Raw genomic sequence first — 23,175 nt, 5'->3', positions numbered from 1 at the left:
TGGTCAACGTGACCGATCGTGCCGATGTTGACGTGCGGCTTATTCCGCTCAAACTTGCTCTTTGCCATTAGTGGCTCTCCATCTTGTCCCTAAGCGGGAATAAACTCTAAATCTCGTTTGGGGCGTACCCCGATCACTTCTGACCGGAGTACTTTGCCTGGATGTCGGCAGCAACGTTGCTCGGAACCGGCGCATAGTGATCGAAGGTCATCGAGTACTGTGCACGGCCCTGAGACATCGAACGAAGGTTGTCGACGTACTTGAACATGTTGGCCAGCGGAACGTGAGCGCTGATCACGATGGTGATGCCACGCGATTCCTGACCCTGGATCTGACCGCGACGCGAGTTCAGATCGCCGATCACGTCACCGACGTAATCTTCAGGGGTCACGACTTCGACCTTCATCATCGGCTCGAGAAGCTGTGCGCCAGCCTTCTTTGCTGCTTCACGGAAGCAGGCACGCGATGCGATTTCGAACGCCAGAACAGACGAGTCAACATCGTGGTATGCACCATCGATGAGAGTTGCCTTGACACCCAGCATCGGGAAGCCAGCCAGAGGACCGGAAGAAAGAACGCTTTCGATACCCTTCTGAACGCCTGGGATGTATTCCTTCGGAACAGCACCACCAACGATCTTGGACTCGAACTTGAAGTCTTCGCCGTCTGGGTTCGGTTCGAAGATGATCTTGACACGAGCGAACTGACCGGTACCACCGGACTGCTTCTTGTGGGTGTAATCTTCTTCGTGCAGCTTCGTGATCGTTTCGCGGTAAGCAACCTGCGGAGCACCGACGGTGGCTTCAACCTTGAACTCGCGACGCATACGGTCGACGAGAATGTCGAGGTGAAGTTCGCCCATGCCAGCAATGATCGTCTGACCGGATTCTTCGTCCGTCTTGACGCGGAACGAAGGATCTTCAGCAGCCAGGCGGTTGAGCGCGAGGCCCATCTTTTCCTGGTCGCCCTTGGTCTTCGGTTCGATCGCGATCTGGATGACCGGCTCAGGGAATTCCATGCGCTCGAGGATAACCGGCTTCAACGGATCGCAAAGCGTGTCGCCCGTCGTGGTTTCCTTGAGGCCAGCCAGAGCAACGATATCGCCTGCAAAGGCTTCTTCGATGTCTTCACGGCTGTTGGAGTGCATCTGAAGCATACGGCCGACGCGCTCGCGCTTGTCCTTGACCGTGTTGATAACAGATGTGCCCTTCTCGAGCTTGCCCGAGTAGATACGTGCGAAGGTGAGCGAACCGACGAAGGGGTCGTTCATGATCTTGAACGCGAGCATGGAAAGCGGCTCGGAATCGTCAGCGTGACGCTCGATTTCGGCTTCCGTCTTGAAGTCGATGCCCTTGATCGCGGGAATGTCCAGCGGAGAAGGCAGATAGTCGACAACAGCGTCGAGAAGCGGCTGTACGCCCTTGTTCTTGAACGCGGTACCGCAGAACATCGGGTGGAACTTCACGTCGATGGTGCCGCGGCGAACGAGCGAACGGATCTTTTCGTTGTCCGGGTAGTTGCCTTCGAGGTAGGCTTCCATCGCTTCTTCGTCGATCTCGACAACAGTCTCAATCAGCTTTTCGCGATATTCTTCAGCCTTGGCCTTCATGTCTTCTGGAATTTCGACGACGTCCCACTGGGCGCCGAGCGATTCATCGCGCCAGATGAGAGCATTCATCTCGATCAGGTCGATAACGCCCTTGAATTCCGTTTCAGCGCCGATTGGCAGCTGCATGACGACGGCAGTGGCACCGAGGCGGGTCTTGATCATTTCTACCGAGCGGTAGAAGTCAGCGCCCGTCTTGTCCATCTTGTTGCAGAAGATCATACGCGGAACGTTGTACTTCTCTGCCTGACGCCAGACGGTTTCCGTCTGCGGCTCAACACCGGCGTTGGCATCGAGCAGCGCGATAGCGCCGTCGAGAACGCGCAGCGAACGCTCGACTTCGATGGTGAAGTCGACGTGGCCGGGGGTGTCGATGATGTTGAAACGACGCATCTTGCCATCGCGACCCTTCCAGAAGGTCGTGGTCGCAGCAGAGGTGATCGTGATGCCACGCTCCTGCTCCTGCTCCATCCAGTCCATCGTGGCTGCGCCATCGTGAACTTCACCGATCTTGTGCGACTTACCGGTGTAATAGAGGATACGCTCGGTGGTGGTCGTCTTACCGGCGTCGATATGCGCCATGATACCGAAGTTACGGTAATCTTCGATTTTATATTCGCGAGCCATAATGGACTGCCTTTCGATCTTCGACCGTTGAGATTACCAGCGGTAGTGCGAGAATGCGCGGTTAGCATCAGCCATCTTGTGCGTGTCTTCACGCTTCTTGACAGCAGATCCGCGGTTGTTCGCAGCGTCCATGAGTTCGCCGGAGAGGCGATCGACCATGGTCGTTTCGTTGCGCTTGCGCGCAGCAGCGATCAGCCAGCGGATGGCGAGAGCCTGGCGGCGCTCCGGACGAACGTCGACCGGAACCTGGTATGTCGCACCACCAACGCGGCGAGAACGAACTTCAACATGCGGGGCGACGTTGTCGAGAGCGGAATGGAACACGCCGAGCGGCTCCTGCTTCGTCTTGCCCTGCACGGCGTCGAACGCGCCGTAAACGATGCTTTCGGCAACAGACTTCTTGCCGTGAAGCATGATGGCATTCATGAACTTAGTGACGACCAGATCGCCGAACTTCGGGTCCGGATTGATCTCACGCTTTTCTGCACTATGGCGACGGGACATACTTTTTGTCTCTCATATGTTATTGACGCTAAACCACGCGGAGAACCTCGCGCAGCGCCGAATTGTTATTGCCGAATTACTTCGGACGCTTTGCACCGTACTTCGAACGGCGCTGCTTGCGGTTCTTGACGCCCTGGGTATCGAGAACACCGCGGATGATGTGGTAACGAACGCCCGGCAAGTCTTTGACGCGGCCGCCACGGATCATGACAACGGAGTGCTCCTGAAGGTTGTGACCTTCACCAGGAATGTAACCGATGACTTCGAAGCCGTTGGTGAGGCGGATCTTGGCAACCTTACGAAGAGCCGAGTTGGGCTTCTTTGGGGTCGTCGTGTAAACGCGGGTGCAAACGCCGCGCTTCTGTGGGTTTTCCTGCAGAGCAGGAACCTTATTGCGCTTTACCTGTGCCTGACGCGGCTTACGGATCAGCTGGTTTACGGTAGGCATATAACCATCCCTTGCAAAAACTACTTTAGCCACCCTTTCGGGTGGCGGCTACGCCGTTTCCGGCAACGAAGCACGCATATCCTCATGCGCAAAACGTGGCCCGATCCGGTTTCCACGGATGGACCACCAAGAGCAGAGGACGTAAAGACATACGTCTTGCGTGCAACAATCGTGTCTCGTACGTGTTTTGGACCCCTGTTTGAAGTGATCTCCAGGACGAGTCGTCCCAGATGGCCAGACTTCACATCGGCTCCGATGGCGGGCGTACTACTGTCTTAACCCGCTGTCGTCAAGGGTAAATCCGAATTTTGTCCCCGCGCGGCAGGCGTGAACGCCTTGCATTACGGGATATTGAAAGCCTTTTATCACAAAGCCCCTGCCCTCACCATTGTTTTTCACCTTCCGCCCTTTGGCTTTTCACAAAAGCCGTCTATTGATTCCCTGAAGCACCGCCTGTCCCAAGATCAGGGCCCTGCTGGTTGCAACATGTGGCAGGCGTGGAGGTTAGATGGATTGGCCTCTGGCACCTCCTCCACCAAAGACAAAAGGAATCGCGTCATGATCACCGAACCCGACAACGACAATGGACGCGACGAGGCTATGGTCTTCGTCATCATCGGCAAGGCCTATGAACGCGAAGGCGAAGACGGCATCGACATCCACGTCATCCTCCAGGCGCCGGACGACGATACCGCCGTGCGCGAAGCCTTGAATGCGCTGTCGGAAGAAGGCTTCCTCGAAGCCGACCTCGACCAGATCGGCATGATCACCGAAGTGCCGGACGAAGAACCGCATGCATCTGCCTATCAGGGCGCGCTGGAAGGCGAAGTCTCTATTATCCGCTTTGCTTGAATTGAGCGGGGCGCGCAACACTGCGCCCCTTTTCTCTCTGCCTGCATTCAAATGACGCTTCGCAGCATCATCTCCAGACCGAGCAAGACCAGCATCACCAAAAAGCAGCGCTTGAAGGTCGCCGGGTTGAACGCCTTTCTGAGCCGTTGTCCAGCCACCATGCCGAGCAGCGCCGGCAAGACGGCCAGAGCCGATAGGCCCGCCTCTCCCACTTGAAATGCGCCGTGCGAGACGAGCCCGATCGTCAGTGCGATCGTAGAGACGCTGAAAGACAGGCCGAGAGCCTGAACCAGATCGTCCTTCTCGAAGCCAAGCGATTGCAGATACGGAACGGCAGGGATGACGAACACGCCCGTCGCGCCGGTAATCAGCCCCGTCATGATGCCCACCAGAGGCGAAAGCCACGGCTCATGCGCAGACTGCACGCGATAGGGCGTCGCCAGCAGTGTGTAAATCCCATAGAAGGTCAGCGTCACACCGAGCGCAAGCGTGCTCCATCCAGCGCCCTCACCCGTCAACATCGAGGCCGTGGCAACCGTCCCGACCAGAACCCCTACCATCATCGTCCACAGACGGCGCAAGATCGGCATCACATTCATGCCGGCCATCAACTGCCAGACGTTGGTGAGCAAGGATGGAACGATCAGCATCGATGCGGCGACCAGGGGTGACAGCAGTCCGCCAAGGATTCCCATCGCAACAGTCGGGAGGCCCATCCCCGTCACGCCCTTGACGAGACCAGCAGAGAAGAAGGTGGCCGCAATGACAAACAATATCGAAAGAGAGTAGTCACTCATTGCTCCGTCATAGCGCAGGCTCCCGGTTCCACAATGCGGCATTGCCTTAACCAGCCTTCGGCTAGACCGAAGGCTAATTTATCCGTAAGCTTCTCTTTATGCGCTTTGACCTCACCGATCTTCGCCTGTTCCTTGCCGTTGCCGACGCTGGCAGCATCACCCTCGGCGCGCAGGAGATCGGACTCTCTCTCGCTGCAGCAAGCGACCGGCTGCGCGAGATGGAGCTTGCAGGCGGCGTTTCGCTGCTGGAAAGAGGTCGGCGCGGCATCCGCCTGACGGAGGCGGGCGAGACGCTCTCCCATCACGCCCGCCAGATCATCGGCCACGTCTCGCTGATGCGCGCCGATCTCGGGCAGTTCGCCAAGGGCCTGCGGGCAACGATCCGCATGGCCGTCAATACGGCGGCCATAGTGGACAGCCTGCCGCTGCGCCTGACGCCATGGCTAGCGGACCATCCGCAGGTCGATATCGATCTTCGCGAACGTCAAAGCCATGAGATTGCCCGCAGTGTCACGGCAGGCTTTTCCGATATCGGTATCTTATCCGATGTGGCAGCACACGAGGCGCTTGTTTTCAAACCCTTCGCTACCAGTCAACTCGCCATTGTCAGCGCCAAGTCTCACAGGCTGGCGAACCAAAAGCAGGTGCGCTTCGAGAGCCTGACCGACGACTATTTCATCGGGCTGAAGGACGGAGCCTTGCAGACCCATATCGAGTCCCAGGCGGAAAAGATCGGCGCGCGTTTGCGCTACCGTATCAGCCTGCGCACCTTTGAAAGCATCTGCCATGCCGCAAGCGCCGGCCTCGGCATCGCCATCGTCCCATCCACCATCGCTCACCGTTGCAAACGCAGTTATCCCTTGTCCGTCACGCCGTTAGCGGACGCATGGGCGCGACGCAATCTCGTGGTCTGTATCGCCAAGGACGCAGAGCAGACGCCGCTGGTCCGAGACCTGTTCGAGCATCTGTCAGCATGAAACGCAAAGACGCGACAGCATTGGTTTGAAAATCAGTGCCGATTTTCTCAAAGCACGATGCGTAGAGTCTAGGAGATGGAACATCCTTGTGCATCCGAGAGGACGCACGGCGCTCTATCGATCCAACTGGATGATCCTATCTGGCGAAAGCGCCTTCACGAACGGCTCGTCATGACTGATAGCCAGGACGGCTCCGTCATAGGCTGCCAGCGCCGCCTCAAGCGCTGCGATCCCATCCAGATCGAGATGATTGGTTGGCTCGTCGAGGATCAGCAGTTGTGGCGGTGTCACAGCGCCAAGCGTGCAGGCGAGCCCCGCCCGCAAGCGTTCGCCGCCACTCAAATTGGCGGCCTTGCGTAACGCATCGTCCGCACGAAATTTGAACCGGGCAAGCGCCGCATAAGCCTCTTCATCGAGCGCGGATGCATGCGTCCGGCGGAAATTCTCGAGCAAGGTCAAGTCGTCACGAACACACTGGACATGCTGGTCCAAAACGGCAAACGGGACCCGCATGTCCACCACGCCCTCGAAAGGTGCCATCTCGCCACAGATCATCTTCAGCAGTGTGGTCTTCCCGCTTCCGTTCGGTCCGGCAAGCACGACGCGTTCCGGCCCGGTGATGGCCATAGAGAGGCCGCGGATGACGGGCTCCGATCGATCGTATCCGCCTGTGACACCGTCGAGCCGCAAGACAATCCTGCCCGCGACCAGGCCGGTTGAGGCGATGTCCATCCGGATCGGCTGAAGCACTTCTATTCGGGACCGTGCGGACAATAGCGCTGCCTCCGCCGCCTCACGTCGGGCGTCGCGCAAGCGCGCGCCTGCTCCACCAGACGCTTCCGCCCGCCCCTTCGCTGCATCCATCAATATCTTCGGCTGATCGCCTCTGCTCCGGCTCTTTGCCCCGGCACTGTCCTTGCGTGCCTTCCGCTCGGCCGCTTGCTGCGCGCGTTGCGCCGCCTCACGACCTGCCCTTTCCGCATGCGAGAGGTCATGTGTCGCCGCATCCAGTTCCAACTGCTTGAGCGCGCGATACGCGCTGTAATTCCCGCCATAACGGGACATGCCAAGGGTTGTCAGTTCGGCGATCGCATCCATCTCTTCCAGCAATTCACGATCATGGCTGACGACGATGGCGCCGCGCCGCCAGTGACTCACAAGATCGATCACCATGTCCCGCCCCGCCCGGTCGAGATTATTGGTCGGCTCGTCGAGCAGAAGGAAATCCGGCTCGGCTACGACGATGGCCGCGAGTGCCGCCCGCACGCGCTGCCCGCCCGAAAGCGTGGCAAGCGGCGTGTCTGGAGCCGCACAGAGACCGTAATGCTCGAGCGCCGCTTCCATCCTGGCGCCAGCCGTCCAGTCCGCTTCGGCCAGTTCGTCGACACTTGCCTGCCCTGCGGCCGCACGGTCAAGCAGCGCCAGCGTCTCCCGCAGACCGAAGAGATCCGCAAGCGTCGCATCGGGCCGGGTCATCCCGTCCTGGCGCATCAGCGCAACCGCGCCAGACACAGAGACGCGACCGGCATAGGGCATCATATCGCCGGCGATCACGTGCAAAAGTGTCGTTTTGCCCACGCCGTTGCGCCCGACGAGCCCGATGCGCTCACAGGTAAAACTGAAGTCGATGTTGGTGAAAAGCGGTTTGCCGTCAGACTTGATGCAGGACAGACCGGAAAGAGAAATCAACGAAGCCATGGGACAAAACATCTCGCTGCAGAACCAAAGGGAAAGTGGTTGCGAGCGTCAAATCCATCGTCGACCTGTCTCCTCTATTGAAGTGCCCTCAAGATAGGGCCGTTAACCCGATCGTTCAAGTCACATCAATTTGCGCCGCCCTCCAAGGAGGAATCCGGCGATCTCCGGCCACCGTGCAAAAACAAAAAACGCCCGGATTGCTCCGGGCGTTTGTATCTCCACGAGCAAGACCCTCTCACGAGGTGCCTGCGCTGACTGCCTTACTCGGCAGCCGGTGCCTTGTCCGTCATGTCCTGCAGCATCTGGTTTGCGGAAGCAGAGCCAGTGCTCTTCTTGCGCTCCTCGATGATGAGGTCGTCGCGGGTCGTCGCAATGCGGCGGATCTGCGTCATGGTGCCGCCGGTACCAGCCGGGATGAGGCGGCCGACGATGACGTTTTCCTTGAGGCCCTGCAGCGTGTCCGTCTTGCCGGCAATTGCAGCTTCCGTGAGAACCTTGGTGGTTTCCTGGAACGAAGCAGCCGAGATGAAGGACGGCGTCTGCAGCGATGCCTTGGTGATACCGAGAAGAACCGGTTCGCCATAGGCAGGCTTCTTGCCTTCTTCGATCAGACGATCGTTGTTGTCTTCCATCTCGATGCGGTCGACGTTGTCGCCCACGATGTACTGGCTGTCGCCGGCATCCGTGATCTCAACCTTCTGCAGCATCTGACGAACGATAACTTCGATGTGCTTGTCGTTGATGACAACGCCCTGCAGACGATAGACTTCCTGGATTTCGTTCACGAGGTAGGAAGCGAGTGCTTCCACGCCCTTGATCGCCAGAATGTCGTGCGGTGCCGGGTTGCCGTCGAGAATGTACTCGCCCTTCTCGATGTAGTCGCCTTCCTGAAGATGGAAGGGCTTGCCCTTCGGAATCAGGTATTCGACTGGCTCGACGCCGTCTTCCGCAGGCTCGATCTGAACACGGCGCTTGTTCTTGTAGTCGCGGCCGAGACGGATCGTACCATCGATTTCAGCGATGATAGCGTGATCCTTCGGACGACGCGCTTCAAAGAGTTCGGCAACGCGCGGCAGACCACCGGTGATGTCCTTGGTCTTGGCGCTTTCCAGCGGCGAACGTGCAAGCACGTCACCCTGGAAGACCTTCTGACCAGGCTCGACCGACAGAATGGCATCCACCGAGAGCTGGAAGCGGGCTTCGCCACCACGAGACAGCTTGGCAACTGCGCCAGACGCATCCTTGATCACGATCGAAGGCTTCAGATCCGAACCACGTGGTGTCGAACGCCAGTCGATAACCTGACGCTTGGTGATACCGGTGGATTCGTCGGTCGCTTCGAGAACGGAGAGACCATCGACCAGATCTTCGAAGTGAACAGTACCTTCCACTTCCGTCATCATTGGACGGGTGTAAGGGTCCCACTCTGCCAGACGCTGACCGCGCTTGACCTTGTCGCCATCATCCACGAACAGCTTCGAACCGTAGGCGACGCGCTGCGAAGAACGCTCGACGCCACGCTCATCGAGAATGGTAACCGACATGTTGCGGCCCATGGCGATGAGGACACCTTCCGACGAGCGGAGGATGTTGCGATTCTTGATCTGGATCGTGCCTTCGTAAGACGCTTCCAGGAACGACTGGTCAACCACGTTGGCCGTACCACCAAGGTGGAACGTACGCATGGTCAACTGCGTGCCTGGCTCACCGATCGACTGAGCGGCGATAACGCCCACGGCTTCGCCCATGTTGACAGGCGTACCGCGTGCAAGGTCACGACCGTAGCAGACGCCGCAGACGCCAACCTGGATTTCGCAGGTCAGAGCCGAACGGATGCGAACGGACTGGATGCCAGCCTTTTCGATCACGGCAACGTCGGCTTCATCGATCAGCGTGCCGGCCTTGACGATGTTCTCGCCAGTAACCGGGTTGTCGATGTCGTCGAGCGATGTACGACCGAGAATACGGGCGCCGAGCGATGCAACGACCTGACCGGCATCGACGATGGCAGTCATGGTGAGGCCCTTGTCGGTGCCGCAATCACGAGAGTTGACGATGCAGTCCTGCGCAACGTCGACGAGACGACGTGTCAGGTAACCGGAGTTCGCCGTCTTCAAGGCGGTGTCTGCAAGACCCTTACGGGCACCGTGGGTCGAGTTGAAGTACTCGTTAACGGTCAGGCCTTCTTTGAAGTTCGAGATGATCGGCGTTTCGATGATCTCGCCCGATGGCTTTGCCATAAGGCCGCGCATACCGCCAAGCTGACGCATCTGGTTCGGTGAACCGCGGGCACCCGAGTGGCTCATCATATAGATGGAGTTCATCGGCTTTTGACGACCGGTTTCCTCGTCGAACTCAACAGCCTTAATGCGCGCCATCATTTCTTCGGCGACCTTTTCGGTCGCCTTGCCCCAGGCGTCGACAACCTTGTTGTACTTTTCGCCCTGGGTGATGAGGCCGTCATTGTACTGCTGTTCGTATTCCTTCACCAGGGATTCGGTGTCGCCAACGATCTTGGCCTTGGTGTCCGGAATGATCATGTCGTCCTTGCCGAACGAAATGCCGGCGCGGCAAGCATGGGTGAAGCCGAGCTGCATGATGCGGTCACAGAAAATGACCGTGTCCTTCTGGCCGCAATGACGGTAGACCGTGTCGATCATCTTGGAGATGTTCTTCTTGGTCATTTCCTGGTTGCAGGTCTCGAAAGGCACGTTCACGTTCTTCGGCAGAAGTTCGCCGATGATCATGCGTCCAGGCGTCGTTTCGTAGATCTTGGACACCAACTTGCCGTCAGCATCCATCGTCTTGAAGCGGCCACGGATTTTCGCGTGCAGCGTCACGACCTTGTTTTCCAGAGCATGATGCAGTTCGCCCATGTCGGAGAAGGCCATGCCTTCGCCGGGCTCGCGCTCGTTCATGATCGAGAGGTAGTAAAGGCCGAGAACCATATCCTGCGAAGGAACGATGATCGGTGCGCCGTTTGCCGGGTGCAGAATGTTGTTGGTCGACATCATCAGCACGCGTGCTTCCAGCTGCGCTTCAAGCGACAGCGGAACGTGCACGGCCATCTGGTCTCCGTCGAAGTCGGCGTTGAACGCCGTGCAGACGAGCGGATGTAGCTGGATAGCCTTGCCTTCGACCAGCGTGGGTTCGAAAGCCTGGATGCCCAGACGGTGCAGCGTCGGTGCGCGGTTCAGAAGAACCGGATGCTCGCGGATGACCTCGTCGAGGATATCCCAGACTTCCGGCTTTTCCTTTTCAACCAGCTTCTTGGCCTGCTTGACGGTGGAGGAATAACCCTTGGCGTCAAGGCGGGCATAGATGAACGGCTTGAACAGCTCGAGCGCCATCTTCTTCGGCAGACCGCACTGATGCAGCTTCAGTTCCGGACCGGTCACGATGACCGAACGACCGGAATAGTCGACGCGCTTGCCGAGAAGGTTCTGGCGGAAGCGGCCCTGCTTGCCCTTGAGCATGTCGGACAGCGACTTCAGCGGACGCTTGTTGGCACCCGTGATGACGCGGCCGCGACGGCCGTTGTCGAATAGTGCGTCAACGGATTCCTGCAACATACGCTTTTCGTTGCGGATGATGATGCCCGGTGCGCGAAGCTCGATAAGGCGCTTCAGACGGTTGTTACGGTTGATGACGCGACGATAGAGATCGTTCAGGTCAGACGTCGCGAAGCGACCGCCATCCAGCGGAACCAGCGGACGCAGGTCCGGCGGGATCACCGGAACGACCTTCATGATCATCCATTCCGGACGGTTGCCGGATTCCATGAAGTTCTCGACGATCTTCAGGCGCTTCATCAGCTTCTTCTGCTTGAGATCCGAGGTGGTCTCAGCAAGATCGGAACGCAGATCGCCAGCGATTTTTTCGAGGTTCATCGAAGCGAGCATTTCATAGATCGCTTCAGCACCGATCATCGCGGTGAACTGGTCTTCACCGAATTCATCGACGGCAATCATGTACTCTTCTTCGGACAGAAGCTGGTTCTGCTTCATCGAAGTCAGGCCAGGCTCGGTCACGATGTAGTTTTCGAAGTAGAGAACGCGCTCTACATCCTTCAGCGTCATGTCGAGCAAGGTCGAGATACGCGAAGGCAGCGACTTCAGGAACCAGATATGGGCAACGGGAGCAGCAAGCTCGATATGGCCCATGCGCTCACGGCGAACGCGCGACAGCGTCACTTCAACGCCGCACTTTTCGCAGATGATGCCCTTGTACTTCATGCGCTTGTACTTACCGCACAGGCACTCATAGTCCTTGATCGGTCCGAAAATGCGCGCGCAGAACAGGCCATCACGCTCAGGCTTGAACGTACGGTAATTGATGGTTTCCGGCTTCTTGATCTCGCCGTAAGACCACGACAGGATTTTCTCCGGCGAAGCGATCGAAATCCGGATGGAATCGAAATGCTGCGCGGGCACCTGCGGGTTGAAAAGATTCATGACCTCTTGGTTCATGCCTTGTCTCCTTAAGGGGATGGAGCCCCTTGCTTGCATCTGGCGCGATCTTTCCCGGGCTGACCGGCCAGTGCTTCAAACATGGATCTATCCGCAAAATGCGGCGAAAGTGTCCGCCCACGAACACGCATCCGTGAGCGAAGCTGGCAGGCGCTCATTTCGAAGCGCCTGCCTTTTCTGATCTTATTCCGCCGCGTCAGGCAGCTGATCGGCAGCCTGCTGCTCTTCGAGCTTGGAGTTTTCCAGCTCGACGGAGAGACCCAGAGACCGCATTTCCTTGACGAGAACGTTGAAGCTCTCCGGAATACCGGCTTCGAAGGTGTCGTCGCCACGGACGATCGCTTCGTAAACCTTGGTGCGGCCCGCCACGTCGTCCGACTTGACGGTGAGCATTTCCTGCAGCGTGTAGGCGGCGCCGTAAGCTTCCAGAGCCCAGACTTCCATTTCCCCGAAGCGCTGACCGCCGAACTGCGCCTTGCCGCCCAGTGGCTGCTGGGTAACGAGCGAGTAAGGACCGATCGAGCGAGCGTGGATCTTGTCGTCGACAAGGTGGTTCAGCTTGATCATGTACATGTAGCCGACAGTCACCTTGCGGTCGAAAGCCTCACCCGTACGTCCGTCATAGAGAACCGACTGACCGGACTCATTCAGACCGGCGCGCTTCAACATGGAAGCAACGTCAGGCTCATGCGCTCCGTCGAAGACCGGCGTTGCGATGGAGACGCCCTTGCGGGACTGTTCTGCCAGGCGCAGCAGCGCATCGTCGTCAAAGGAAGATACTTCATCCTTCGCTTCGGAGGCGTAGACTTCCGTCAGTTCCTTCTTCAGGTCGGTGATGTCCATCGTCTTGCGATACTCGTCAAGCAGATCGCCGATCTTCTTGCCCATACCGGCGCAAGCCCATGCGAGGTGCGTTTCGAGGATCTGACCGACGTTCATGCGCGAAGGCACGCCCAGCGGGTTCAAGCAGATGTCGACATGCGTACCGTCTTCCAGGAACGGCATGTCTTCGACAGGCACGATACGCGAGACGACGCCCTTGTTACCGTGACGGCCGGCCATCTTGTCACCCGGCTGGATCTTGCGCTTCACAGCAACAAAGACCTTGACCATCTTCATGACGCCCGGAGGCATTTCGTCGCCGCGCTGGACCTTCTCGACCTTGTCCATGAAGCGCTGTTCAAGGCGCGACTTGGACTCGTCGTACTGACCACGCAGAGCTTCGATCTCGGACTGAACCTTCTCGTCCTCAACCGCGAACATCCACCACTGCGAGCGGGGATATTCGGAGACGACGGCGTTGGAAAGCTCAACACCCTTCTTGAAGCCCTTCGGACCGGCAATCGAAACCTGACCGCGCAGCATATCGACCAGACGGCCATAGACGTTGCGGTCCAGGATTGCCTGTTCGTCGTCACGGTCCTTGGCCAGGCGCTCGATTTCTTCGCGCTCGATAGCCATTGCACGCTCGTCCTTTTCGACGCCGTGACGGTTGAACACGCGAACTTCGACGACCGTACCGAACGTGCCTGGAGGCATGCGCATGGAGGTGTCGCGAACGTCGGAAGCCTTTTCACCGAAGATGGCGCGCAGAAGCTTTTCTTCCGGCGTCATCGGGCTTTCACCCTTCGGCGTGATCTTGCCGACGAGGATATCGCCAGGCTGAACTTCCGCACCGATGTAGACGATACCAGCTTCGTCGAGGTTCTTCAGCGCTTCTTCCGAAACGTTCGGAATATCACGCGTGATTTCTTCCGGACCAAGCTTGGTGTCGCGGGCCATCACTTCGAATTCTTCGATGTGGATGGAGGTGAACACGTCGTCGGAGACGATGCGCTCGGACATCAGGATCGAGTCTTCGTAGTTGTAGCCGTTCCATGGCATGAACGCGACGAGCGCGTTGCGGCCAAGTGCCAGGTCACCGAGATCGGTCGAAGGACCGTCCGCGATGATGTCGCCCTTGTTCAGAACGTCGCCGACGGAAACCAGCGGACGCTGGTTGACGCAGGTGTTCTGGTTGGAACGCTGGAACTTCTGCAGGCGGTAGATATCAACGCCGGACTTGCCAGCATCGAGATCTTCCGTTGCACGGATAACGATACGGGTCGCATCCACCTGGTCGACCACGCCGCCACGACGGGCTGCAATAGCAGCGCCGGAGTCACGGGCAACGATCGGCTCCATGCCGGTACCGACGAAGGGTGCTTCGGCGCGCAGCAGCGGAACGGCCTGACGCTGCATGTTCGAGCCCATGAGAGCGCGGTTGGCGTCGTCGTTTTCCAGGAACGGAATGAGAGCCGCGGCGACCGAAACCAGCTGCTTCGGCGAAACGTCCATCAGGTTGATGTTGTCACGCGGAGCCAGCATAACTTCGCCTGCATGACGGCAAACCACGAATTCTTCCGTGAATGCGCCTTCAGCGTCGAGCTCGGCATTGGCCTGTGCAACGTAATACTTAGCCTCTTCCATAGCGGAGAGGTAGATCACGTCGGTGGTGACCTTGCCGTCCACGATCTTTCGGTACGGGCTTTCGATGAAGCCGTACTTGTTGACGCGGGCGAATGTCGCCAGGCTGTTGATCAGACCGATGTTCGGGCCTTCCGGCGTTTCGATCGGGCAAATACGGCCGTAGTGGGTCGGGTGAACGTCGCGGACTTCGAAGCCTGCGCGCTCGCGGGTCAGACCGCCCGGTCCAAGAGCCGAAAGACGGCGCTTGTGGGTGATTTCCGAAAGCGGGTTCACCTGGTCCATGAACTGCGACAGCTGCGAGGAACCGAAGAATTCACGAACGGCAGCAGCTGCCGGCTTCGCATTGATCAGATCCTGCGGCATCACGGTGTCGATTTCGATCGAGGACATACGTTCCTTGATCGCGCGTTCCATGCGCAGAAGACCCAGACGATACTGGTTCTCCATCAACTCACCGACGGAACGAACACGGCGGTTGCCGAGGTTGTCGATGTCGTCGATTTCGCCCTTGCCGTCACGCAGCTCGACCAGCATCTTGACCACGGCCAGGATGTCGTCCTTGCGCAGCGTGCGCACGGTGTCTTCCACATCGAGGTCGAGACGCATGTTCATCTTGACGCGACCGACGGCCGAAAGGTCGTAACGCTCGGAGTCGAAGAACAGCGAGTTGAACATGGCTTCCGCAGAATCCATGGTCGGCGGTTCACCTGGACGCATCACGCGGTAGATATCGAACAGAGCGTCCTGACGGTTCTCGTTCTTGTCTGCAGCGAGCGTGTTGCGGATATAGGCGCCAACATTGACGTGGTCGATGTTGAGGACAGAGATCTCGTCGAAGCCATGGCCGAGAATGACGGTCAGCGACTTGTCGTCGATTTCGTCGCCGGCTTCGAGATAGATTTCACCCGTCTCGTAGTTGACGATGTCTTCGGCAAGGAAGTTGCCGTACAGGTCTTCGTCGCTGGCCTTGAGAGCCTTCAGGCCCTTGTCCGTCAGCTGACGCAGCAGGCGCGGGGTCAGCTTCTTGCCACCTTCGACAACGACTTCGCCGGTATCGGCGTCGATCATGTCGGTGATGACCTTGGCGTTCTTCAGCGTCTCCGGCTGGAAAGGAATGCGCCAGCCGTCAGCTTCGCGGGTGTAAGTCGCCTTGGTGTAGAACGTCGACAGGATTTCTTCGCCATCCATGCCAAGCGCCATGAGCAGCGACGTGACGGGAAGCTTGCGGCGACGGTCGATACGAGCGAACACGACATCCTTGGCGTCGAATTCGATATCGAGCCAGGAACCGCGATAAGGGATGACGCGCGCAGCGAAGAGCAGCTTGCCGGAAGAGTGGCTCTTGCCCTTGTCGTGGTCGAAGAAGACGCCCGGCGAACGGTGCATCTGAGACACGATGACGCGCTCGGTACCGTTGACGATGAACGTGCCGTTATTGGTCATGAGCGGCATGTCGCCCATGTAGACGGACTGTTCCTTGATGTCCTTGATGGACTTCGCGCCTGTATCCTCGTCGATATCGAACACGATGAGGCGCAGCGTCACCTTGAGCGGCGCTGCGTAGGTCAGATCGCGCTGACGGCATTCCTCGACGTCGAACTTCGGTGCCTCGAATTCGTAAGATACGAATTCCAGCATGGACGCGCCGGAGAAGTCGGTGATCGGGAATACGGATTTGAATACGGCATTCAATCCCTCGTCGGGACGTCCGCCCTTGGGCTCGTCAACCATGAGGAATTGGTCATACGAAGCCTTCTGAACCTCGATGAGGTTCGGCATTTCCGCTACTTCTGGAATTCTGCCGAAAAACTTGCGTACGCGCCTACGACCGTTAAACGAAAGGGTCTGAGCCATCGTCGCTCCTTTAAAATTGCATCCGGGCCTGCAACGGACGGGAACCGATGGCCAGTCGACCCCGTCGAATAATGGGTAAAATCAATCTCGTTCCACCTCCCGGATCGATCAGGCCGGATTGCCTGATGAGCCGGTTCGGAACCATTCTCTTGAAGAACCCATTACCCAAGAACCGTTTTCAGGCGGTTCTTGGGTAATCGGTTTCAAACAGAGCGACAACGGGAGAAGGATTTTCCTTCTCCCGCCAGCAATCGCGAGATTACTTAACGTCGACCTTAGCGCCGGCGTCTTCGAGCTTCTTCTTAAGGTCAGCAGCTTCAGCCTTGGAAACAGCTTCCTTGACAGGCTTCGGAGCGCCTTCAACGAGGTCCTTAGCTTCCTTCAGGCCGAGGCCGGTGATAGCGCGGACTTCCTTGATGACGTTGATCTTGTTGGCGCCAGCGTCAACCAGGATAACGTCGAACTCGGTCTTTTCTTCTTCAGGAGCAGCAGCAGCAGCACCGCCGCCAGCAGCAGCAACTGCTACAGGAGCAGCAGCCGAAACGCCCCACTTCTCTTCGAGCAGCTTGGAAAGCTCAGCAGCTTCCAGAACGGTCAGCGAGGAGAGGTCTTCTACGATCTTTGCGAGATCAGCCATTTTTCAGTTCCTTTAATTCGGTTCGAACCGGTTTGAATATTTACAGCGAAAAACCGCCTTAAGCGGCTTCGTCCTTCTTGGAGTAAGCCGAGAACACACGAGCAAGCTGGCTTGCCGGTGCTGCCACAACCGTTGCGATGCGCGTTGCCGGGGCATTGAGAAGGCCCAGCAGCTTTGCACGCAGCTCGTCCAGCGAAGGCAGGGTCGCAAGCGACTTGACTGCATCTGCTGTCAGCGTGGTTGCGCCCATGGCGCCGCCCAGTACAACGACCTTGTCGTTGGTCTTGGCGAAGTCCATGACGACTTTCGGAGCAATCATAGGGTCAGTGCTGTATGCAATCAGCGTCTGTCCCTTGAAGAGATCTGACATCCCTTCCGACTCCGTACCCTGAAGAGCGATCTTGGCCAGGCGGTTCTTCGCGACCTTGACGGTGCCGCCAGCAGCACGCATTTTCGAACGAAAATCGTTCATCTGCGCAACTGTGACACCAGCATAGTGGGCCACGACAACTGAACCGGAAGCCTTGAAGACTTCGTTCAGCTCCGTGACGAATTCGCGTTTTTCCGCTCTTTCCACTGTCTGTCTCCAGTAGATGACTACACATCGAATGTGCACCCATCGGGTTTGCCTTTGCCTCAAGGAATTTCGTTGCCGAAATCCCAAGCGACGCTTGAGGATCCTGTCCCCCGCTCTGTCGCCGCAAACGGCTTCAGGCACAGGCACATCAGGTTCGAACCGGATTATTTAGCATCGTCTCGATGCGAAAATCCGGGCTCTTACCCGTCTCATGCAGGTTGATTGATTAAGGCCAATATCCCGAAAGATACCAACCACCTGCAATCTCGGACAGGAATTCCGGGTTGCCCCGGAAATTTCCGGCCCTTGCGAGCCGGAAATCTGTGTTGCCGCGCCTCATGTGACGCGCGGCGAATGGATTAGGCCGTAACCGACGAAGGGTCGATCTTGAAGCCTGGGCCCATGGTGGAGGAGATGGCTACGCGCTTGACGTAGTTGCCCTTTGCACCCGTAGGCTTGGCCTTGATGACGGCGTCAGCAAAAGCCTTGATGTTTTCTTCCAGCGCCTTGGCATCGAACGAAGCCTTGCCAACGCCAGCGTGAACGATACCGGCCTTTTCGACGCGGAACTCGACAGCGCCGCCCTTGGAAGCCTTAACGGCACCAGCGACATCCATCGTAACCGTACCGACCTTCGGGTTCGGCATCATGCCGCGCGGGCCGAGAACCTTGCCGAGACGACCGACAAGCGGCATCATGTCAGGGGTCGCGATAACGCGGTCGAAATCGATCTTGCCGCCCTGGACCGTTTCCAGCAGGTCTTCGGCACCAACGATGTCTGCACCAGCTGCCTTGGCTTCGTCAGCCTTGGCGCCACGAGCGAAGACAGCAACGCGAACGTCGCGGCCTGTGCCGTTCGGCAGGTTGACAACGCCACGAACCATCTGGTCGGCGTGACGCGGGTCAACGCCGAGGTTCATTGCAACTTCGATGGTTTCGTCGAACTTGGCGACAGCCCGTTCCTTAACCATCGAAATGGCATCGGTCAGGCCGTAGAGCTTGTTCGGGTCAACACCTTCACGGATCTTCTGTACGCGCTTTGCAAGCTTAGCCATGATCAACCTACCACTTCCAGGCCCATGGCGCGGGCGGAGCCCTCAACCATTGCCATTGCGCCTTCGATATCGGCTGCGTTCAGATCCTTCATCTTGGCTTCTGCGATCGTCTTGACCTGAGCCTTGGTGATGGAGCCGACCTTGGCGCCCTTGCCAGGCGTCTTGGAACCGGAGGTGATCTTAGCTTCCTTCTTCAGCCAATAGGTCATCGGCGGCTGCTTCATTGCGAAGGTGAAGGACTTGTCCTGGTAATAGGTGATGACGACCGGGATCGGCATACCCTTTTCCATTTCCTGCGTGGCGGCATTGAACGCCTTGCAGAATTCCATGATGTTAATGCCACGCTGACCAAGCGCAGGTCCGATTGGCGGGGACGGGTTGGCCGATCCTGCCTTTACCTGCAACTTGAGCTGGCCTGCAACTTTCTTAGCCATTTCTCTCTGCCTTTCAAATCGAACCGGTTGCCCGGCCCATATGCCGGAAAATCCGGCGGCTGCGGTTGCGTGGTTCGATCCCTGCCCCGGCTAAGAGCCAGACGATCTTCCACGCGTTCTGCGACCATGGTCGCATTCCATCAGGCTTTTAAAGCAACAACTTGCTCGACATTCCTGATGTATCTGGTGAAGGGCACGAAAGCCCCTCGAAACCTGATCAGACCTTTTCGACCTGATTGTACTCCAGCTCCACCGGAGTAGCGCGACCGAAGATCGAGACTTCGACCTTAAGGCGCGAGCGCTCTTCATCGACGTCCTGAACAACACCGTTGAACGATGCAAACGGACCGTCGGAGACGCGAACCTGCTCGCCGATTTCGAACGATACCGAAGACTTCGGACGCTCGACGCCCTCCTGAACCTGACCGAGAATACGGTCGGCCTCGGAGTCGGGGATCGGAACCGGCTTGTTGTCGGAACCGAGGAAGCCGGTGACTTTCGGCGTATTCTTGATGAGGTGATAGGCCTCATCCGTCAGGTTGGCGCGCACAAGCACGTAACCTGGAAAGAACTTACGTTCGCTATCGACCTTGCGACCGCGACGCACCTCGACGACCTTTTCAGTCGGAACGAGGATTCTCTCGAACAAATGGTCCAGACCCTTCTGGCGAACCTTTTCTTCGATCGATTCAGCAACCTTCTTCTCGAAATTCGAGTAGGCCTGAACGATATACCAACGCGCTGCCATTATAGTTCTCCGTTCGATTCGTTAGCGGCCGACGTTCAGCACGAGGCTGAGCAACCAGCCGATGAGCTGATCTGCCGCAAAGAAGAACAGAGCCGCAAAAATGACCATAACCAGCACCATTGCCGTGGAAATCATGGTCTCGCGGCGCGATGGCCATGTGATCTTCGACGCTTCGGCGCGCACCTGCTGCAGAAACGTAAACGGATTGGTTTTGGATGCCATTGACTGCCCACGCAATTACGGCGCGTAAAGCCGATACTAATCAGCCCCACGCACCGCGTGTCTGTTTTGACCCTACATAAACGCCGATTCCCATTTTAACAAGAGGAAATCGACATTCGGCGAATTCGCCGGATAACCGGCACCCCATCCGCCATGCAGCGAAGTTGCGCGCTTGCGAGTGAGGAAGTGGCAGGGGCAGAGGGGCTCGAACCCCCGACCTGCGGTTTTGGAGACCGCCGCTCTACCAACTGAGCTATACCCCTTTAAGACCAGCCCAGACTCAGCTTTACGCCTCGCCCGTGCGGTGTGCGCCTCCTTTAAGGCGATGCGCCAAGATTGGCAAGGGTATTTTTGCTTTTTTCCTCGATCCCACCATCCGCAGGCAGGCTCAGGAAGAAGAGGTGTGAAAATACGCTGTCGCATGCGTATAATTTAACTTACTAAAATATTAACAGAGTATTTACAAAATATAAACGCGCTTAAATAGAATTTTTTGAATATCAGCGTGAACCAAACCGAGTATTGCCTCGTTATGGCATCGTCTTGTTACGTCTGTCTTTAGGCCGCGAGACAAACGCCGCTCGAATGAGTTGTAGCGGCGCTCCAGATTTTGTTCTGCTGCAGGAAGATATGATGGCTTCCCGCGCGCTTTCCGGCGGTGCGGGTGTCCAGTCATGCTGGTCGGTCGCATTAGTGCTCCTCGTTCATCTGCGGCTAAGAGACATGATAAATCAACTGCAACATATGAAGACCTCTCTCAAGATCACGATCACTTTCGCGATCCTCATCGTTGTCGCGGCAACGGTCAGCTTTCTTAATTATCGCAGCATTCATTTCATCGACAAGACGAATGGCTGGATCCAGCACACCAATGAAGTCTACCGGGCGACGAACAGCATTCTCGTTGCTATCGTCAACCAGGAAACGGGATTGCGCGGCTATCTCATCGCCGGCAAGGACGAGTTCCTCGATCCCTATCGTGGCGGGATCAAGGACTACGAAGCTGGACTAACCAAGGTAAAGGAATTGACTGCGGACAACCCCGCCCAGCAGCAGAGACTTGCTGCGCTTGACGAACAGGCCAAGGCTTGGCGTACAAACATTGCAGAAAAAGAGATTGCGCTCATGCCCAATGCGGCCACCGCAGAGGAGGCAAGAGCGCTCGAGGCTCAAGGTGCGGGCAAATCCTACATGGATAGAATCCGCAACACCATTGCGGAGATCCAGGAAACAGAAGGCACCCTCATGGTGGCGCGTAGCGCGGAAGGCCATGCGGCGGTTACGAATTCGGACTGGGTGAACTTTGCTGGTCTGATCGGCCTTACGGGTTTTGCTCTGTTTGGTGGCTTCGCTCTCTATCGGGGCATTGCCGAACCGGTTGGCAGTTCCACCGCTGTTATGCGTAAGCTCGCCGAAGGCGATCTCGACGTGGATGTGCCCTTCACCGAACTGAAGAACGAACTTGGCGAGATGGCGCGTGCTGTCGAAGTCTTCAAGCAGAACGCCATCAAGGTGCGTGAGATGAACGCCCAGGAGGCAGCGCTGCAGGCAAAGAGCGCAGATCTGCAATCCAATATCGGTGAGGTGGTCTCGGCAGCCGTGGCCGGCGACTTCACCAAGCGCATTACCAAGAACTACAACAATGTCGATCTCGACCGGTTCGCAGCTCAGGTCAACGAGTTGGTCGCCTCCGTCGATCGCGGTGTTGCAGAAACCCGCCGCGTCATTTCCGCCCTTTCGGACGGCGATCTGACGGCTGGCATGCATGGTGACTTCCAGGGTGCTTTTGCCGAACTGCGAGACAACGTCAACCACACCATGGCAAACCTTCGTCACCTGCTCGGTCAGGTTCGCGTCGCAATCGAAACCATCAATGGTGGCGCAGGCGAGATGCGCACAGCGTCCGGCGAGCTGTCCAAGCGCACCGAGCAGCAGGCTGCCTCTCTCGAAGAGACCTCCGCAGCGCTCGAAGAAATAACCGCGGCGGTGAAGAACTCCACCGAGCGGGCCACCGAGGCCAGCCATATGGTCGATGAGGCACGCCGTTCGACCGAACAGTCCAGCGCTGTGGTGCAGAATGCGGTCTCTGCCATGGGCCGCATCGAACAGGCGTCTGGAGAGATTGGCCAGATCATCAACGTTATCGATGAGATTGCCTTCCAGACAAATCTGCTCGCGCTCAACGCGGGCGTCGAAGCGGCGCGCGCTGGGGACGCCGGCAAGGGCTTTGCCGTCGTTGCCCAGGAGGTTCGCGAGCTGGCGCAACGCTCCGCCAACGCTGCGAAGGAAATAAAGACGCTGATCTCCCGCTCCGGCGATGAGGTGCAGTCTGGCGTCAAGCTGGTCACGGCGACGGGCGAAGCCCTCGGCCAGATCCAGAACCATGTGGTCAAGATCAACGAGCACGTCCACTCGATCGCCACCGCAGCTCGGGAACAGTCCACTGGACTGTCGGAGGTCAACACCGCCGTCAACCATATGGACCAGATGACGCAGCAGAATGCCGCCATGGTGGAGGAGTCGACGGCCTCCTCCAATCGTCTGGCCGATGAGGCATCCAACCTCGCCCGCCTCATCACCCGCTTCAAGCTGGACGATACGGCCCCTGCCCTTCGCGCCGCATCTCTCGATGCAACGCCGGTCCTTTCTCCCGCCCGCGCACTGAGCGGCAGGTTGACCAAAGCGTTTGGCGGAAGAACAGCCGTTGCTGCTGCTCCAGGTCAGTGGGAAGAATTCTGAAAACGATAGAAGCAACGCCGGTCCGCTACAAAGCGGACTGGCGGTGCTGACAGAATGGATCGTTGAAAGCACATCCGGTGGGATCGCTCACCGGATGTTTTTGTTTCGACGATCTGAATACGGCATCTGGTCATCTGTCGTTTGAACATAAGAAGATCCCGTGTACCCCAAAAAGCAAAAGCCCCGCTGTCGCCAGCGGGGCTTTGTCAAATCCCTTGCGGGAAAAAATTACTCAATGATCGATGCAACGATGCCGGCGCCGCCTGCAGATCGCGCTTGCGCGCCATCTGCAATCTTAAGTGCCGTCGGCAAGCTTACGGCATCGTCAGTCGTCGATTACTCGATGATCGAAGCGACGATGCCGGCGCCGACGGTACGGCCGCCTTCGCGGATCGCGAAGCGCAGCTTTTCTTCCATCGCGATCGGAACGATCAGCTCGACTTCAACCGTGACGTTGTCGCC

General features: G+C 57.8%; 17 protein-coding genes, 1 tRNA gene and 1 pseudogene. 3 read left to right on the top strand and 16 right to left on the bottom strand.

The features are described 5' to 3' along the window. The 4 genes and pseudogenes from EYC79_RS23590 to rpsL form a co-directional block, all read right to left on the bottom strand. A pseudogene (locus EYC79_RS23590) lies at positions 1-68 on the bottom strand (GTP-binding protein); the annotation flags it as partial. A 65-nt stretch (positions 69-133) separates the two neighbouring features. After that, positions 134-2,233: an elongation factor G gene (gene fusA, locus EYC79_RS00740; protein ID WP_062425164.1), complete on the bottom strand. Its 2,100-nt coding sequence runs from the start codon at positions 2,231-2,233 to the stop codon at positions 134-136. Positions 2,234-2,266: 33 nt separating this feature from the next. Then, positions 2,267-2,737, bottom strand: a complete 471-nt coding sequence (rpsG, locus tag EYC79_RS00735; protein WP_062425165.1) for a 30S ribosomal protein S7 — start codon at positions 2,735-2,737, stop codon at positions 2,267-2,269. Positions 2,738-2,813: 76 nt separating this feature from the next. Then, entirely contained in the window at positions 2,814-3,185 is a 372-nt protein-coding gene (gene rpsL / locus EYC79_RS00730) for a 30S ribosomal protein S12 (protein ID WP_003507760.1), read from the bottom strand. Positions 3,186-3,743: 558 nt separating this feature from the next. Here rpsL and EYC79_RS00725 point away from each other — a divergent pair. Next, positions 3,744-4,037, top strand: a complete 294-nt coding sequence (locus tag EYC79_RS00725; RefSeq protein WP_062425175.1) for a hypothetical protein — start codon at positions 3,744-3,746, stop codon at positions 4,035-4,037. 47 nt (positions 4,038-4,084) lie between these two features. On the opposite strand, the gene EYC79_RS00720 is transcribed toward EYC79_RS00725, so the two are convergent. Beyond that, complete coding sequence (locus tag EYC79_RS00720; RefSeq protein ID WP_130976879.1) at positions 4,085-4,834, bottom strand: sulfite exporter TauE/SafE family protein; 750 nt, start codon at positions 4,832-4,834, stop codon at positions 4,085-4,087. 98 nt (positions 4,835-4,932) lie between these two features. Between EYC79_RS00720 and EYC79_RS00715 the strand changes: the two genes are divergently transcribed. After that, entirely contained in the window at positions 4,933-5,811 is an 879-nt protein-coding gene (locus tag EYC79_RS00715; RefSeq protein ID WP_130976878.1) for a LysR family transcriptional regulator, read from the top strand. A gap of 114 nt (positions 5,812-5,925) precedes the next feature. Here EYC79_RS00715 and EYC79_RS00710 read toward each other — a convergent pair whose 3' ends face one another. The 10 genes from EYC79_RS00710 to EYC79_RS00665 form a co-directional block, all read right to left on the bottom strand. After that, the gene (locus EYC79_RS00710) at positions 5,926-7,509 is read right to left on the bottom strand and encodes an ABC-F family ATP-binding cassette domain-containing protein (protein WP_130976877.1); all 1,584 of its coding nucleotides are present in this window, start codon (positions 7,507-7,509) and stop codon (positions 5,926-5,928) included. A 260-nt stretch (positions 7,510-7,769) separates the two neighbouring features. Continuing rightward, positions 7,770-11,978 carry a DNA-directed RNA polymerase subunit beta' gene (gene rpoC / locus EYC79_RS00705; protein WP_062439232.1) on the bottom strand — a complete coding sequence of 1,403 codons (4,209 nt, stop codon included), beginning with the start codon at positions 11,976-11,978 and terminating at the stop codon, positions 7,770-7,772. Positions 11,979-12,161: 183 nt separating this feature from the next. Continuing rightward, positions 12,162-16,301, bottom strand: a complete 4,140-nt coding sequence (gene rpoB, locus EYC79_RS00700; RefSeq protein WP_062439234.1) for a DNA-directed RNA polymerase subunit beta — start codon at positions 16,299-16,301, stop codon at positions 12,162-12,164. A gap of 259 nt (positions 16,302-16,560) precedes the next feature. Then, positions 16,561-16,938 carry a 50S ribosomal protein L7/L12 gene (rplL, locus tag EYC79_RS00695; RefSeq protein WP_062425171.1) on the bottom strand — a complete coding sequence of 126 codons (378 nt, stop codon included), beginning with the start codon at positions 16,936-16,938 and terminating at the stop codon, positions 16,561-16,563. A gap of 58 nt (positions 16,939-16,996) precedes the next feature. Beyond that, a complete protein-coding gene (rplJ, locus tag EYC79_RS00690) occupies positions 16,997-17,515 on the bottom strand; it encodes a 50S ribosomal protein L10 (RefSeq protein ID WP_062425172.1) in 519 nt (172 codons plus the stop codon). Positions 17,516-17,874: 359 nt separating this feature from the next. Beyond that, the gene (rplA, locus tag EYC79_RS00685; RefSeq protein ID WP_062425173.1) at positions 17,875-18,570 is read right to left on the bottom strand and encodes a 50S ribosomal protein L1; all 696 of its coding nucleotides are present in this window, start codon (positions 18,568-18,570) and stop codon (positions 17,875-17,877) included. Between the two features lie 2 nt (positions 18,571-18,572). Then, positions 18,573-19,004: a 50S ribosomal protein L11 gene (gene rplK, locus EYC79_RS00680; RefSeq protein ID WP_006316435.1), complete on the bottom strand. Its 432-nt coding sequence runs from the start codon at positions 19,002-19,004 to the stop codon at positions 18,573-18,575. Positions 19,005-19,221: 217 nt separating this feature from the next. Beyond that, positions 19,222-19,752, bottom strand: coding sequence for a transcription termination/antitermination protein NusG (gene nusG / locus EYC79_RS00675; RefSeq protein ID WP_062425174.1), 531 nt, complete (start codon positions 19,750-19,752; stop codon positions 19,222-19,224). A 21-nt stretch (positions 19,753-19,773) separates the two neighbouring features. Then, entirely contained in the window at positions 19,774-19,974 is a 201-nt protein-coding gene (secE, locus tag EYC79_RS00670; RefSeq protein ID WP_003523719.1) for a preprotein translocase subunit SecE, read from the bottom strand. A gap of 187 nt (positions 19,975-20,161) precedes the next feature. Beyond that, positions 20,162-20,237 (bottom strand) — tRNA-Trp (locus EYC79_RS00665). Between the two features lie 460 nt (positions 20,238-20,697). On the opposite strand from EYC79_RS00665, the gene EYC79_RS00660 reads away from it, so the two are divergent. After that, on the top strand, positions 20,698-22,713 hold the full coding sequence (locus tag EYC79_RS00660) for a methyl-accepting chemotaxis protein (RefSeq protein ID WP_165456930.1): 2,016 nt from the start codon (positions 20,698-20,700) through the stop codon (positions 22,711-22,713). 336 nt (positions 22,714-23,049) lie between these two features. On the opposite strand, the gene EYC79_RS00655 is transcribed toward EYC79_RS00660, so the two are convergent. Beyond that, a partial coding sequence (locus EYC79_RS00655; protein WP_472240644.1) for an EF-Tu C-terminal domain-related protein occupies positions 23,050-23,175 on the bottom strand: 126 nt, incomplete at its 5' end.

The sequence above is a fragment of the Agrobacterium cavarae genome (assembly GCF_004310285.1).
GTDB classification, from domain to species: Bacteria; Pseudomonadota; Alphaproteobacteria; order Rhizobiales; family Rhizobiaceae; genus Agrobacterium; species Agrobacterium cavarae.
Note: the sequence above shows the minus strand (reverse complement) of the source record. Positions and strands in the feature narration are given on the sequence as shown.

Coding starts and splice junctions, on each gene's coding strand:
- EYC79_RS00710 (WP_130976877.1), bottom strand. CDS start 7,509: ATGGCTTCGTTGATTTCTCTTTCCGGTCTGTCCTGCATCAAGTCTGAC.
- secE (WP_003523719.1), bottom strand. CDS start 19,974: ATGGCATCCAAAACCAATCCGTTTACGTTTCTGCAGCAGGTGCGCGCC.
- EYC79_RS00720 (WP_130976879.1), bottom strand. CDS start 4,834: ATGAGTGACTACTCTCTTTCGATATTGTTTGTCATTGCGGCCACCTTC.
- rplA (WP_062425173.1), bottom strand. CDS start 18,570: ATGGCTAAGCTTGCAAAGCGCGTACAGAAGATCCGTGAAGGTGTTGAC.
- rplK (WP_006316435.1), bottom strand. CDS start 19,004: ATGGCTAAGAAAGTTGCAGGCCAGCTCAAGTTGCAGGTAAAGGCAGGA.
- rpsL (WP_003507760.1), bottom strand. CDS start 3,185: ATGCCTACCGTAAACCAGCTGATCCGTAAGCCGCGTCAGGCACAGGTA.
- rplL (WP_062425171.1), bottom strand. CDS start 16,938: ATGGCTGATCTCGCAAAGATCGTAGAAGACCTCTCCTCGCTGACCGTT.
- EYC79_RS00660 (WP_165456930.1), top strand. CDS start 20,698: ATGATAAATCAACTGCAACATATGAAGACCTCTCTCAAGATCACGATC.
- EYC79_RS00715 (WP_130976878.1), top strand. CDS start 4,933: ATGCGCTTTGACCTCACCGATCTTCGCCTGTTCCTTGCCGTTGCCGAC.
- nusG (WP_062425174.1), bottom strand. CDS start 19,752: ATGGCAGCGCGTTGGTATATCGTTCAGGCCTACTCGAATTTCGAGAAG.
- rpsG (WP_062425165.1), bottom strand. CDS start 2,737: ATGTCCCGTCGCCATAGTGCAGAAAAGCGTGAGATCAATCCGGACCCG.
- EYC79_RS00725 (WP_062425175.1), top strand. CDS start 3,744: ATGATCACCGAACCCGACAACGACAATGGACGCGACGAGGCTATGGTC.
- rpoB (WP_062439234.1), bottom strand. CDS start 16,301: ATGGCTCAGACCCTTTCGTTTAACGGTCGTAGGCGCGTACGCAAGTTT.
- rpoC (WP_062439232.1), bottom strand. CDS start 11,978: ATGAACCAAGAGGTCATGAATCTTTTCAACCCGCAGGTGCCCGCGCAG.
- fusA (WP_062425164.1), bottom strand. CDS start 2,233: ATGGCTCGCGAATATAAAATCGAAGATTACCGTAACTTCGGTATCATG.